Here is a 12,602-nt window from a genome sequence, read left to right as displayed (position 1 = left end):
AGCTGTCGTGGTGCCTTCTACCCGGTGTGCTGCGACGTTCGCGCCGCCTGGTCGCAAGCTTCCTGCGCGCGCGCCGCATCCTGGATCGCCTGGTCACGCTTCTTCAGCGCGGCCAGGTCCAGCGCATACATGGCCACGAGAACGACCATGAACAGCCCGCCGGCGAGGTAGTAGCTCAAGGCCCCCATGTGGAATCTCAGAAGCAGCACCAGGAACGGGATTGGGATGAAGATGGCGCAATACCTGACGGTGGACGCGCGTTCATAGGCCAGCGTCGCTGCGTCCGCCTGGCGCTGCAGGTCGGTAGCGAGGCCTTGCAGCGCCTCGAGGTCCGTGACCTGCTCGTTCGGGCGGCTCATGATCGACGGCTATCGCGACGGGTGAAGCTTGCCGAAGAAGGCGTTCAGCTCATTGCCCGACGCTGCGTTGGCGAATTCGTCGAATCTGCCCTGCTCTGCGATCGAGCGCGCGGCCCGCAGGAACCCGCCCCAGGCCGCGCGCGCCAGGGCGCCGCCCACGCTGATGCGCCGCACGCCCATGGCCGCGACGTCCTGCAGCGTGAACTCGCTGGCCGACCCGATGAGCAGGTTGACCGGTTTGGGCGCGACGGCGGCGACGACGGCCTCGATCTGCTGCCGGGTCCGGATGCCGGGGGCATACAGGCAATCGGCGCCCGCGTCGGAATAGGCGCGCAGCCGGGCCAGGGTGTCCTCTAGATCGGTGCGGCCCCACAAGAAGTTCTCCGCGCGCCCGACCAGCAGCGTGTCGCCGCCGCAGTGGTCGATGGCGGCACGGGCAGCGCGAATGCGCTCGACCGCGGCCGCGATATCCCGGATCGGATCGGCGGCGTCGCCCGTCGAGTCCTCGATGGAGATGCCGGCGACGCCGGTGTCCACCGCCATGCGGACGCTTTCGGCGACACCCTGCGGGTCGGCCGCGAAACCGCTTTCGAAATCGGCGTTGACGGGCAGGTCGGTCGCCGCCGCCAGCGTCCGCAAGTGGTCGAGCACCATGGCACGCGACGCGCCGCCGTCGGCCCGGCCCTGCGACCAGGCGAATCCGGAACTGGTGGTCGCGAGGGCCTGGAAGCCGAGGCCTTCCAGCATCCGGGCGCTGCCCACGTCCCAGGGATTGGGAATGACGAAGCAGCCCTGCCGGTGCAGGGTGCGGAAGCGCGCGCGCTTGTCCTGGGTGGTGAGGGTCATGATGCCTCCGGTGGGGACCTCTGGCTGGCGAGCGTCAGAGCTGCGCGGCCAGCAGCACCGCCGCGTGCACCGCCTCGCGCTGCGCTCCGTCGTGGATCTGGTGCCTGCAGCTGGTGCCGTCGGCGACCACGATCGCGTCGGGCGCCTCGCGCACGGCCGGCAGCAGGCTCAGCTCGGCCATCTGCATGGAAAGCTCGTAGTGGCGCGCCTCGTAGCCGAAGCTGCCGGCCATGCCGCAACAGCTGCTCTCGATCAAGGCCGGTTCGACGCCGGGGATGAGCTTGAGGACGTCGATGACGGGACTGACGGCGGCAAAAGCCTTCTGGTGGCAGTGGCCGTGCAGCAGCACGCGCTGCGCCAGCGGCCGCAGACGGGCCTTGAGCCCATCGAGCGATCCCGCCTTCGCTTCGCGCGCCAGGAATTCCTCGAACAGCAGCGCCTGGTCGGCGATCTTGCGCGCCGCGTCGCCCAGGCCCATGGCCAGCATCTCGTCGCGCAGCGTGAACAGGCACGAGGGCTCCAGCCCGACGATGGCGATGCCCTTCTCGGCGAAGGGGGCGAGCGAGGCCACCAGCTCCGCGGCCTTGGCCCGGGCCTCGTCCACCATGCCGCTGGCCAGGAAGGTGCGGCCGCAGCACAGGTGCCTGCCGTCGTCCTTCAGCTTGGCGGCCACATGCACCGTGTAGTTGGCGGCCTGCAGCACCTTCAGCGCCGCGCGCGCGTTCGCCGACTCGAAGAAGCCATTGAAGGTGTCGACGAACAGCACCACCGGCCGGGCGGCCGCCAGCACCTCGTCGCGGGTGGCGGTGCGCGGCGCGTCGTTGAAGAAGTGCCGGCGTTGCCACCGCGGCAGGCTGCGCCGGGCGGACAGGCCCAGCATCTTCTCGCCCAGCTTCGCGAGCAGCGGGCTGCGGTTGCGCAGGTTCAGCAGGCCGGCGACCGCGCTCGCCCGGCGCGCATAGTCCGGCAGCCGGGCAACCAGCTTGTCCCGGAGGGTGTGGCCGTGCTTCTTCTTGTAGTGATGCAGGAACTCCACCTTCATGCGCGCCATGTCCACCCCGGTCGGGCAGTCGCGCTTGCAGCCCTTGCAGCTCACGCACAGGTCCAGCGCTTCCTGGACTTCCGGCCCGACCAGGCCCTCCGGGCCGAGCTGGCCGGACAGCGCCAGGCGCAGGGTGTTGGCGCGCCCGCGGGTGAGGTGACGCTCGTCGCGCGTCACGCGGTAGCTCGGGCACATGGTGCCGGCGTCGAACTTGCGGCAGTGTCCGTTGTTGTTGCACATCTCCACCGCCTTGGCGTAGCCGAGGGCGGGATCGCCGCCGGTGCCCGGTCGGGTGGTGCGCTCAGTGGCCGGGTCGTTCTGCACGTCCCAGGCGCTCCAGTCCAGCGCCGGCTTCAGCGGAATGACGCGGTAGCTGGGCGGAAAGCGCATGAGGCGGGTGTCGTCCATGCGCGGCGGATCGACCATGCGCCCGGGCGAGAGCAGCCCGATCGGGTCGAACAGCTTCTTGATTTCGCCGAAAGCCTCGCCGATCCTGGGTCCGAACTGCCAGGAAATCCACTCGCCGCGGCACAGGCCGTCGCCATGCTCGCCGCTGTAGGCGCCCTTGTACTTGCGCACCAGGGCCGAAGCCTCCTCGGCAATGGCCCGCATCTTGGCTGCGCCATCGGTGCGCATGTCCAGGATCGGCCGCACGTGCAGCGTGCCCACCGAGGCATGCGCATACCAGGTGCCGCGGGTGCCGTGCTTGCGGAACACCTGCGTGAGTCCGTCGGTGTACTCGGCCAGGTGTTCCAGCGGCACCGCGCAGTCCTCGATGAAGCTCACCGGCTTGCCGTCGCCCCTGAGGCTCATCATGATGTTGAGGCCGGCCTTGCGCACTTCCCACAGGCTCTTCTGCGGCGCGTCGTCTTCCATGCGCACGACCGAGCCCGGCAGGCCCAGGTCGCCCATCAGCTCGACCAGCTCGTCGAGCTTGCGCACCAGCGATGGCTTGTCCGGCCCCGAGAACTCGACCAGCAGCACCGCATCGGGCTGGCCGATCACGGCGCTGCGGATCACCGGCGCGAAGGCGGGATTGCGCAGCGACAGCTCGATCATGGTGCGGTCGACCAGCTCCACCGCCGTCAGCGTGCCGTCGCCGCCCAGCTTGACGATGTGCTGGGCCGAGTCCATCGCCTTGTAGAAGGTCGGGAAGTTCACCACGCCCAGCACCTTGGCCCGGGGCAGCTCGGACAGCCGCAGGGTGAGCGAGCGGGTCAGGGCGAGCGTGCCTTCGCTGCCCACCAGCAGGTGCGCGAGGTTCACCGAACCGTCCCCGGTGTAGGCAAGCGGGTTCTGGTTGCGGAAGATGTCGAGGTTGTAGCCGCCGACCCGTCGCAGCACCTTGGGCCAGCGCCGGTCAATCTCCGGCGCCAGGGTGGCGGCGAGTTCGCGCACCTGCAGGCCGATCTCGCGGGCCCGGCCTTCGCAGTCCTCCAGGCGCGTGAAGCGGTGCAGCGCGCCGTCCGAGGTCCAGGCCTGCGCGCCCAGGACGTTGTGCACCATGTTGCCGTAGGCGATGCTGCGGCTGCCGCAGGAGTTGTTGCCGGCCATGCCGCCCAGGGTGGCCTGCGCGCTGGTCGACACGTCCACCGGGAACCACAGGCCGTGCTGCTTCAGCGCCAGGTTGAGGTGGTCCAGCACGATGCCCGACTCGACTTCGGCGACGCGCGCTTCGGCGTCGACGGCCAGCACCCTGCGCATGTGCTTGGCGTGATCGATCACCAGGCCCGCGCCCACCGTCTGGCCGCACTGGCTGGTGCCGGCGCCGCGCGGGACGATGGGCACCTTCAGCTCGCGGCAGATGTCCAGGGCGGCCGCCACATCCTCGTGCGAGGCCGGGACGAAGACGCCGGTGGGCATCACCTGGTAGATCGAGGCGTCGGTGGCATAGCGGCCGCGGTCGGCGGCGGAGAACAGGACTTCGCCCTGCGTCTCCTGCGCCAGCCGCTGCGCCAGCCGTCCGGCGACTTCGTTGCTTGTGCGCGCCACGGCCTCGTAGGCGCCGCCGGCCGGGCGGCGGGCCGCATGAAGGGACAACGGTGCGTTCACGCGGCGCCTCCGGCCACGGCGGCCTGGCGCAACTGGGCGATCACGGCATCACGCTTGTTGTGCAGGTGGGTGAGCATCACGACGCGCATGGCCGCCGGATTGCGGGTCGTGAGGGCGTCGACCATCTTTTCATGTTCCATCACGGCGCGCTTCCATTTGGCGCCGTCCTGGTTGGAGCGGAAGCGCAGCGCCTGCAGCCGGGCGTTGACCTGGTTGTAGGTGGCGGTGAGCACCGGGTTCTTGGCGGCGGCGTTGATCGCGCTGTGGATCCGGGCATTCAGCCCGTAGTAGGTGGACAGGTCGCTGCGGGTGTAGGCCGCGAGCATCTCGAAGTGCAGCGCCTTGATCTCGGCAAGCTCGGCATCGGTGACGCGCTGCGCCGCCAGTTCTCCCGACAGCGCCTCCAGCCCGGCCATGACCTCGAAGGTGTAGAGCACGTCCGTTTCCGATAGCGACACGGCGATCGCGCCACGGTTGGGCAGCAACTCCACCAGGCCTTCAGCCGCGAGCATCTTGATCGCTTCGCGCAGCGGCGTGCGCGACACCAGCAGTTCCTCGCACAGCTCGCGCTCGTTCAGCTTGGCGCCGGGCGCGATGCCGCCCTCGACCAGCATCCGGCGCAGGCGCTGCGCGACCTGCTCATGGAGCGTGGCAGGCGGGAGGGGGACGACGCCGCTCATTCGTGTATTTTGTATGCAAAAAAGCTGATTTCAAAACTTGCGTCTAGAGCATACGCCAGCCCGGGTTTTCACTTTGTATGCAAAAATGAGCCATTCGCGGACGCCGCCCGAACCATGCTCACGCTCGACAACCACCCCACCGGACGCCACTTCCTGCAGATCCCCGGCCCGTCCCCCGTGCCGGACCGCATCCTGCGGGCGATGAGCCTGCCCACCATCGACCATCGCGGTCCCGAGTTCGCCGTGCTGGGCCGGCGCGTTCTCGAGGGCATCGCGCAGGTCTTCCAGACCCGGCATCCCGTGATCATCTATCCGGCGTCGGGCACCGGCGCCTGGGAAGCGGCGCTGGCCAACACCCTCAGCCCGGGCGATCACGTGCTGATGTACGAGACCGGCCACTTCGCCACCTTGTGGAACAGGATGGCGACGCGACTGGGCCTGAAGACCGAGTTCCTGGGGCTGCCCGGCATCGAAGGCTGGCGCCGCGGCGTGCAGGCGCACATGATCGAAGAGCGCCTGCGGGCCGACCGCGAGCACGCGATCAAGGCGGTGTGCGTGGTCCACAACGAAACCTCCACCGGCGTCACCAGTGACATCGCGGCGGTGCGACGGGCGATCGACGCCGCCGGCCATCCGGCACTGCTGATGGTCGACAGCATCTCGGGCCTGGCCTCGGCCGACTACCGCCACGACGAGTGGGGCGTGGACGTGACGGTCAGCGGATCGCAAAAGGGCCTCATGCTGCCGCCGGGCATCAGCTTCAATGCGGTCTCGCCCAGGGCCATCGAGGCCAGCAAGACGGCCAGGCTGCCGAAGTCCTTCTGGGCCTGGGACGAGATCATCGAGATGAACAAGGGCGGCTACTGGCCCTACACGCCCAACACCAACCTGCTGTACGGCCTGGCCGAATCCTGCGACATGCTGCTGTCGCCGCAGCACGGCGGCTTGCCGGCGGTGTTCGCGCGGCACCAGCGCTGGGCGGCGGGCGTGCGCGCCGCGGTGAACGCCTGGGGCCTGGACATCCAGTGCGCCGACCCGGCGGTGTATTCGCCGGTGCTGACCGGCGTGATGATGCCCGAGGGCGTGGATGCGGACGCCGTGCGGCGCGTGATCTACGAGCGTTTCGATTGCTCGCTGGGCACCGGCCTGGGCAAGGTCAAGGGCCGGATGTTCCGAATCGGCCACCTGGGCGACTGCAACGACCTCACCCTGGTGGCGGCCGTGGCGGGCTGCGAGATGGGACTGAAACTGTCCGGCGTCAAGCTCGCCGGGTCGGGCGTTCAGGCGGCGATGGACTATTTCGCCTCGAACGCGGTGCGATTGGCACAGCTACATTCCGGGTGAGGGCCCGGGTGCTCTGAGTTCTGCAATCCGGAAAAAGGAGGAAGCATGAAGAGACGTTCGATCATCGCCGCCGGCGCCGCCGCCCTGGCGCTTCCGTCCGTGAGGGCCCAGGGGATTCCCGCGGGGCCGATCCGGATCGTCGTGGGGTTCCCGCCCGGCGGCGGCACCGATGCGCTGGCGCGCATCCTCGCGCAAAAGCTGCAGACCATGTGGAACACCACCATCGTGGTGGAGAACAAGGCCGGCGCGGCCGGCGTCATCGCCGCAGACCTGGTGGCCAAGGCACCCGCGGATGGCAGCGTGCTGCTGATGGCGCACATCAATTCGCACGCCATCGCCCCGGGCCTGGTGCCCAAGCTGTCGTACAACGTCGAGCGCGACTTCTCGCCGATCGTGCGCGTGGGCGTCACGCCCAACCTGCTGATCGCCTGGCCGAATGTGAAGTCCAAGACCGTCAAGGACATCGTGGCCGAGGGCAAGGCCAATCCGGGCAAGCTGAGCTTCGGCTCGGCGGGCAACGGTTCGGCCCAGCACCTGGCGCTGGAGATGTTCAAGAACACCGCCAAGGTGGATCTGCTGCACGTGCCCTACCGCGGCTCCGGCCCGCTGCTGGCCGACCTGATGGGCGGCCAGATCCTGTACAGCTTCGACACCATGGCCGCCGCCACGCCGCATGTGAAAAGCGGCAAGGTGCTGGCGATCGCGCAGACCCGCATCAACCGCTCCAAGGCCTACCCGGATTTGCCCACGCTGCATGACCTGGGCTACCTCGGCTTCGATGCCAGCACCTGGTATGGGTTGGTCGGACCGGGCAAGATGCCTTCGCTTTATGTGCGGCGCATGAACGAGGACGTCAACAAGGTCCTCGAGATGCCCGACGTCAAGGAAAAGCTGGCCGCGGTCGGCGCCGAGGACGCCGGCGGCAGCCCGCTGGATTTCGAGCGCTTCATTGCCGCCGAAACCAAGAAATGGAGCCGGGTGATCAAGGACGCCAAGGTCAAGTACGAAGGCTAGACGCACAAGGGCCGCCGCGGCATCATCCGCCGCGGCCCTTGTCGCGAATGACCATGGCGATGCCGCCGAGGATGGCGATCGAGGACGCCACCAGCCTCAGCGTCAGGTTCTCGCCCAGCAGCACGATGCCGCCGAACGCGGCGATCACGGGGACGCTCAGTTGCACGGTGGCGGCGCTGGTGGCGCTGAGCGAGGGCAGCACCGAATACCAGATCACATAGCCGATGGCCGAAGTGATCGCGCCCGAGGCGAGGGCGTAGGCCACCCCGGCCGGGTCCAGCGTCAGGGCGCCGGCGGCGGCGATGCTCAGCGCGATGCTGAAGGGAACGGCCCGAAGGAAGTTGCCGGCGGTCACGCGGGTCGGATCACCCGCGCCCCGTCCGCGCAACGAGTAGATGCCCCAGGCCACGCCGCTGGCGAGCATCAGCAGGGAGCCCAGCAGCGGCGGCGCCGAGACGCCCGGCAGCACCAGCCAGACCAGGCCGGCGGCCGCCAGCGCCATGCCCGCCGCCTGCGCCATCCGCGGCGTCTTGCCGCTGCGCAGGTCGTGGAGCACCATGGTCACCTGCACCGCACCGAACAGCAGCAGCGCCCCGGTTCCGGCCGGCAGGCTGATGTAGGCGAACGAGAAGCAGGCCGCGTAGGCGAAGAGGGCCAGCCCCGACAGCCAGCGGCCGCCGCCGCTGCCGCTGGTGACGGGTCGCCACTGGGTCAGCAGCCACAGCATGGCCGCCCCCGACGCGAGGCGCACGGTCGTGAAGGTCGCCGCATCGATGGCGGTGTGGGCGAGTGCCAGCCGGCACAGCAGCGAATTGCCGGCGAAGGCCGCCATCGTCAGCGCCGTGAGCAGGATCAAGCGCGCGCGCGACATCTTTCGCGATCCTTCGCATGAGTTCGAGCTGCTTTATAGCAGCGAACCCGCGCGACCATGCCCGGCAGCGTTACGCCTTCCCGGGCTTGTTGCATAGGCCGAGCGCCGCCCGCGCTGAACTTCGCGGTCGAATGGTTCCACCCGATCCAGGCATCCGCATCGGTCGCGAGCCCATCAGCAAGCTCGACGGCCCCGGATGGAAGCAAGGATCGCGCTGCAGGAGGCGACATGATGGCAGGCAAGAGTTCCAGATCGCGGGGCGGCGCGCCCGGCAGCGATGACAAGGAGCGGGACGAATCGGTCGCGGGTGAGGAAGACCCTGGCGCGTCCCTCGACATCGCTGCGGCTGATGCCTCGTTGCCCACGCCCAGCGGCGCCGGCCCGTCGATGAGTCCCGGCGACGAGGCGCCGGCTGGCACCCCCGGCGCCGGCGAGGACCTCTGCCCCGACTGCGGCGGCACGGGCCGGCGCGATGGCAAGGCATGCCGCACCTGCGATGGCACCGGCCGGGTCATCGTAGCGATCGGCGGGGCTTAGCGGGGCTCTGCCAGCCCGAGCCGGCGCAGTTCGCGCTCGCCCTGCGGCGTGACGCGCACCACGCGACTGTGCTTGCTGCGCTCGATCCAGCGCTGGGCGCGGAAGTGCTCCGCCACCGCCGCCCCGAGCGCGCCGCCCAGGTGGTCCTGCCGCTCGGACCAGTCGAGGCAGCGGCAGGCGAACTGGCGCCGCCGCGCGCGCGCTGCTGCCAGGTCCACGCCCAGGGCCGCCAGGGCCTTCTCGCCGCGCGCCGTCACCTCCAGTTGCTTGGGGTCGCCGCCGTCGGCGAGCCAGCCCTTGCGCAGCCACAACGCCAGCAGCCCGGTGCCCAGGCTGCCGGCGAGATGGTCATAGCAAAAGCGTGCTGCGCGGATGGGCTCGTGCGCGGCCGGCGCCGGTGCCTTGCGGCGCGGCGCCACGCGCATCAGCGATTCGACCAGCTGGGCCACCTGCTCGGAAGCGAAGCGGAAGTACTTGTGCCGGCCCTGCGACGCGGCGACCAGCAGGCCGTCGTCCACCAGGCGTTTCAGGTGCGAGGTGGCGGTCGCCGGCTCCACGCCCGTTCCCAGCGCGAGCTCCTTGGCGGTGAGGGCGCGGCCTTCCATGAGCAGCGCCAGCATTCGGATGCGCCGCGCGTCACCGACGGTGGCGGCGATGCGCGCGAGGTCGGGTTCGGATTCCACGCTTTGATCGTACTCGAACTGTTGTTGCTGGACAAAGGCGCAGGGCTTGTCGAAACTAGGGCCTGTTAACGCGTTAACAGGCCCTAACTGCATGACGAACGCCGAGCCCCGCGACCCCATCAGCGCCGTGACGCACGAGCACCCTTACGCGTACTACGCCCGCCTGCGCCGCGAACGTCCGCTCGCCTTCGACGATGCGCTCGGCCTGTGGGTCGCGGCCGGCGCCGCCGCGGTGCGCGCGGCGCTGGCCCATCCGCAGCTGCGCGTGCGGCCCGCGGCCGAGCCCGTGCCGGCGGCGCTCGCGGGCACGCCGCTGGGCGAGGTCTTCGCCTTGCTGGTGCGGATGAACGACGGCGACTTCCATCAGCGGCACCGGCCGGCGGTCCAGGCGCAGGCGGCGAAGTGGGATCGGGCCGGCGTCACCGATGCGGCGAGCGCGGCGGTGCGCGAACTCGCGGGACGCGTTGCCGCCGATCGCTGGCTGGTCCAGGTGCCGGCGCAAGCGATGGCGCGCCTCCTCGGGGTGCCGCCCGGGCAGCGGGACATGACGGTGCAGGCGGTGCTGGATGTGGTCGCGGGCATCGCGCCCCAGGCCACGCCGCGCGCCATCGAGATCGGCAACTCGGCCGCCGACCAGCTGATGGCGCAGGGCGAGCGCCTCGGCCTCGACCGGCCCGGCGCGGCCAACCGCATCGCGCTGATGCAGCAGTCCGTCGATGCGACGGCCGCCCTGGCCGGCAACACCGCCAAGGCCGCGCTGGCGGCAGCCGCGCCGCCCCCGCAGCTCGGGGCGTGGCGCGAACTGGTGGCGCAAGTGCTGGTTGCGGACCCGCCGGTGCACAACACCCGGCGCTTCGCGGCGGCGGACCTCGTGCTCGATGGGCAGGCGATCCGCGCAGGGCAGGGCGTGCTGGTGCTGCTGGCCAGCGCCGTGCAGGAGGAAGCCTCGCCGGCGCTGGCATTCGGCAGCGCGGCCCATGCCTGCCCGGGTGCCGCCATCGCTGCCGAGATCGCGGCGGCGGCCTTGTGCGCCCTGCACGAGCAGGAGTTGCTGCGCCGCATGTTCGGCCGGCCCGCCGGCTATCGGCCGCTGCCCAACGCGCGCATTCCTGCCTTCGAATCCTGAACGTACGGGACGTCAGTGTCCTGTGGGGACGCTAGCCCGCGAGCCCCTTCCAGAGCATGTACGCCGCGAGCAGGTACAGGATGCTCGCGAACATCCGCTTGAGCTTGCCCACGGGCAGCGCATGCGAGGCACGGGCGCCCAGGGGCGCGGTGAACACGCTGACCAGGGCAATCATCGCCAGGCCCGGCAGCCAGATGTAGCCGAAGGAGGTGGGCGGCAGCCCGGCCACCGACTGGCCGGCGATCGCGAAGCCCACGACGTTGGCGACTGCGATCGGAAATCCCAGCGCGGCCGAGGTCGCCACCGCGTTGTGGATGGCCACGTTGCACCAGGCCATGAAGGGCACGCTGATGAAGCCGCCGCCGGCGCCCACCAGGCCCGACAGGAAACCGATCGAGCCGCCGACCGCGAACTGGCCCGCCGTGCTCGGCATCTGCCGGGTGGACCTGGGCTTGCGGTCGCGGAACATCTGGGTGGCCGAGAAGCCGACGAACAGGCCGAAGAAGGTCGCCAGCCAGGAACCCTTGAGCAGCGAGAACACGCCCAGGCTGCCGATCATGCTGCCGACCACGATGCCGGGCGCCAGCCGCCTGAAGATGTCCCAGCGCACATAGCCACGCCGGGCATGGGCGCGCACGCTGGACAAGGAGGTGAACATGATGGTCGCCATCGAGGTCGCGATCGCCATCTTCACCGCCAGGTCCGGCGCGACGCCGCGCCCCGACAGGATGGCCGTGAGGAAGGGCACCATGATCATCCCGCCGCCGATGCCCAGCAGGCCCGCCAGGAAGCCCGTGCAGACGCCGAGCAGGGCGAGTTCGATGACGAGTTGCGGCGCCAGCATGCGCTGATGTTTCCTATTGCGGAGCTTGCGCAGCGGGCGCAAAAAAAGTCACGGCGAAGGCGCAGGGCGCTTCGCCGTGACGGGTGTAGGTGTCTGTGGTGCTCACCGAGCCGCATCCTGAACCGGAGTTCAGGTGGGCGAGGTCAACTTGGCGTTGGGTTCATCTGACGCGAGATGATCACGCTCACCAAGCGATGTTCCAAGCCCGTGCTCTAAGAGCATTGGTTCAAGGAAATATAAAGCCCGGCAATACACCGCAGACGGAGGTCATTGTAGGTCGTCGCACGCCGCGTGGGGCCGATCGCCGTACGCCGGCAAGGATGAATGATTCCGGGAATTGACAGCGCTGCGGGAAGCCGAACTGTGTCGCGCGGCTCGCGTGCCGTTTCAAATCAGCCGGCCGTCGTCCCCGAGCGCGTTATCGAGCCGCTGCCGCAGGCCGTCGAGGCGGGGGTCGAATGCGTCTTCCGCGCTGGCCGACGGCACGGAGGCCGGGGCCAGCGCACGTTCGCTGAAGTCGAACGCCAGGTTGAGCGCTGCGAGCACCGCGATGCGGTCGCGCGCCTTGACCTTGGCCGCGTCGCGGATCCTGCACATCGCCGTGTCGACTTTTTCCACGGCTTCCAGCATTCGCTGCTCGCCCCCGTCGGGGCAGGCGAGCAGGTAGCTCTGGCCCATGATCTGGACCTCGAGTTGCTTCATCAGGCAGGACTCTTGATTTCGGGCAGGCGCTCGAGCAGCGCATCGACGCGCGCGCGGGCCGCGGACAGGCGTGACTTCAGGGAGTCGCGCTCGTGGGTGAGCACCTCCACCTGCTGCGTGAGCAACGCGTTGGTCCGCTGCAATTCTTCATAGCGCACCAGCAGGCGCTCCACGCGCTCGGCAATCTGCTCGATCTGGGCAGCACTCATGCGAGGGAATTGTAGGGTTTTGTGACAGATTTCAACGTAAAATGTCCACGTTGGTGCTCGCGGTGTGGTTCACATGCCGCAGTTCAACGGGAAGCAGGGCGCAAAGCGTGTCGAACGCGTTGCCAACCTGCGCTGCCCCCGCAACGGTAAGCGGTCGAGGGCTGCGTCCTTCATGGACCAGTCCTCCGTTTCATCCAAGACAAGCCACTGGGCGCGTGACGAACAAGCGCGCCTGGGAAGGCGATGAAATCGCTCCGCCAGCCCGGATACCGGCCAACAAGGTGGTGGTGCCG

At 69.4% G+C, this 12,602-nt stretch carries 13 protein-coding genes and 1 riboswitch; of the genes, 4 read left to right on the top strand and 9 right to left on the bottom strand.

Features of this window, described 5'->3' with window-relative positions; genetic code table 11:
* Positions 1-17: 17 nt before the first annotated feature.
* The 4 genes from UC35_RS01255 to UC35_RS01240 are packed head-to-tail and all read right to left on the bottom strand — an operon-like array spanning position 18 to position 4,979.
* Positions 18-359: a hypothetical protein gene (locus UC35_RS01255; RefSeq protein WP_061495342.1), complete on the bottom strand. Its 342-nt coding sequence runs from the start codon at positions 357-359 to the stop codon at positions 18-20.
* Between the two features lie 9 nt (positions 360-368).
* The gene (locus UC35_RS01250) at positions 369-1,205 is read right to left on the bottom strand and encodes an isocitrate lyase/PEP mutase family protein (protein ID WP_061495339.1); all 837 of its coding nucleotides are present in this window, start codon (positions 1,203-1,205) and stop codon (positions 369-371) included.
* Positions 1,206-1,239: 34 nt separating this feature from the next.
* Positions 1,240-4,239 (bottom strand): FAD-binding oxidoreductase, encoded by a 3,000-nt coding sequence (locus tag UC35_RS01245; protein WP_061503620.1) that lies wholly within the window; start codon positions 4,237-4,239, stop codon positions 1,240-1,242.
* Positions 4,240-4,295: 56 nt separating this feature from the next.
* On the bottom strand, positions 4,296-4,979 hold the full coding sequence (locus tag UC35_RS01240; RefSeq protein ID WP_061495336.1) for a GntR family transcriptional regulator: 684 nt from the start codon (positions 4,977-4,979) through the stop codon (positions 4,296-4,298).
* A 114-nt stretch (positions 4,980-5,093) separates the two neighbouring features.
* Between UC35_RS01240 and UC35_RS01235 the strand changes: the two genes are divergently transcribed.
* Both UC35_RS01235 and UC35_RS01230 read left to right on the top strand, forming a co-directional pair.
* The gene (locus UC35_RS01235) at positions 5,094-6,323 is read left to right on the top strand and encodes a pyridoxal-phosphate-dependent aminotransferase family protein (RefSeq protein ID WP_061495333.1); all 1,230 of its coding nucleotides are present in this window, start codon (positions 5,094-5,096) and stop codon (positions 6,321-6,323) included.
* 45 nt (positions 6,324-6,368) lie between these two features.
* Complete coding sequence (locus UC35_RS01230) at positions 6,369-7,337, top strand: Bug family tripartite tricarboxylate transporter substrate binding protein (protein ID WP_061495330.1); 969 nt, start codon at positions 6,369-6,371, stop codon at positions 7,335-7,337.
* Positions 7,338-7,359: 22 nt separating this feature from the next.
* Here UC35_RS01230 and UC35_RS01225 read toward each other — a convergent pair whose 3' ends face one another.
* A complete protein-coding gene (locus tag UC35_RS01225; protein ID WP_061495328.1) occupies positions 7,360-8,208 on the bottom strand; it encodes a DMT family transporter in 849 nt (282 codons plus the stop codon).
* A gap of 228 nt (positions 8,209-8,436) precedes the next feature.
* Here UC35_RS01225 and UC35_RS01220 point away from each other — a divergent pair, with 228 nt between their 5' ends.
* A complete protein-coding gene (locus UC35_RS01220; protein WP_061495325.1) occupies positions 8,437-8,745 on the top strand; it encodes a hypothetical protein in 309 nt (102 codons plus the stop codon).
* Here UC35_RS01220 and UC35_RS01215 read toward each other — a convergent pair.
* Positions 8,742-9,428 carry an ArsR/SmtB family transcription factor gene (locus UC35_RS01215; RefSeq protein ID WP_061495323.1) on the bottom strand — a complete coding sequence of 229 codons (687 nt, stop codon included), beginning with the start codon at positions 9,426-9,428 and terminating at the stop codon, positions 8,742-8,744. The genes UC35_RS01220 and UC35_RS01215 overlap by 4 nt on opposite strands.
* 91 nt (positions 9,429-9,519) lie before the next feature.
* Between UC35_RS01215 and UC35_RS01210 the strand changes: the two genes are divergently transcribed.
* Entirely contained in the window at positions 9,520-10,554 is a 1,035-nt protein-coding gene (locus UC35_RS01210; protein ID WP_061495320.1) for a hypothetical protein, read from the top strand.
* A 31-nt stretch (positions 10,555-10,585) separates the two neighbouring features.
* On the opposite strand, the gene UC35_RS01205 is transcribed toward UC35_RS01210, so the two are convergent.
* The 3 genes from UC35_RS01205 to UC35_RS01195 form a co-directional block, all read right to left on the bottom strand.
* A complete protein-coding gene (locus tag UC35_RS01205; RefSeq protein WP_061495317.1) occupies positions 10,586-11,398 on the bottom strand; it encodes a sulfite exporter TauE/SafE family protein in 813 nt (270 codons plus the stop codon).
* A 387-nt stretch (positions 11,399-11,785) separates the two neighbouring features.
* Positions 11,786-12,100 (bottom strand): cell division protein ZapA, encoded by a 315-nt coding sequence (locus UC35_RS01200; RefSeq protein WP_061495314.1) that lies wholly within the window; start codon positions 12,098-12,100, stop codon positions 11,786-11,788.
* On the bottom strand, positions 12,100-12,309 hold the full coding sequence (locus tag UC35_RS01195) for a hypothetical protein (protein WP_061495310.1): 210 nt from the start codon (positions 12,307-12,309) through the stop codon (positions 12,100-12,102). The genes UC35_RS01200 and UC35_RS01195 overlap by 1 nt, the downstream gene beginning before the upstream one ends.
* A gap of 34 nt (positions 12,310-12,343) precedes the next feature.
* Positions 12,344-12,602: riboswitch (cobalamin riboswitch) on the top strand.

The sequence above is a fragment of the Ramlibacter tataouinensis genome (assembly GCF_001580455.1).
In the GTDB taxonomy this organism is placed as follows: Bacteria; Pseudomonadota; Gammaproteobacteria; order Burkholderiales; family Burkholderiaceae_C; genus Ramlibacter; species Ramlibacter tataouinensis_B.
This window is presented reverse-complemented; position numbering and strand designations above follow the sequence as displayed.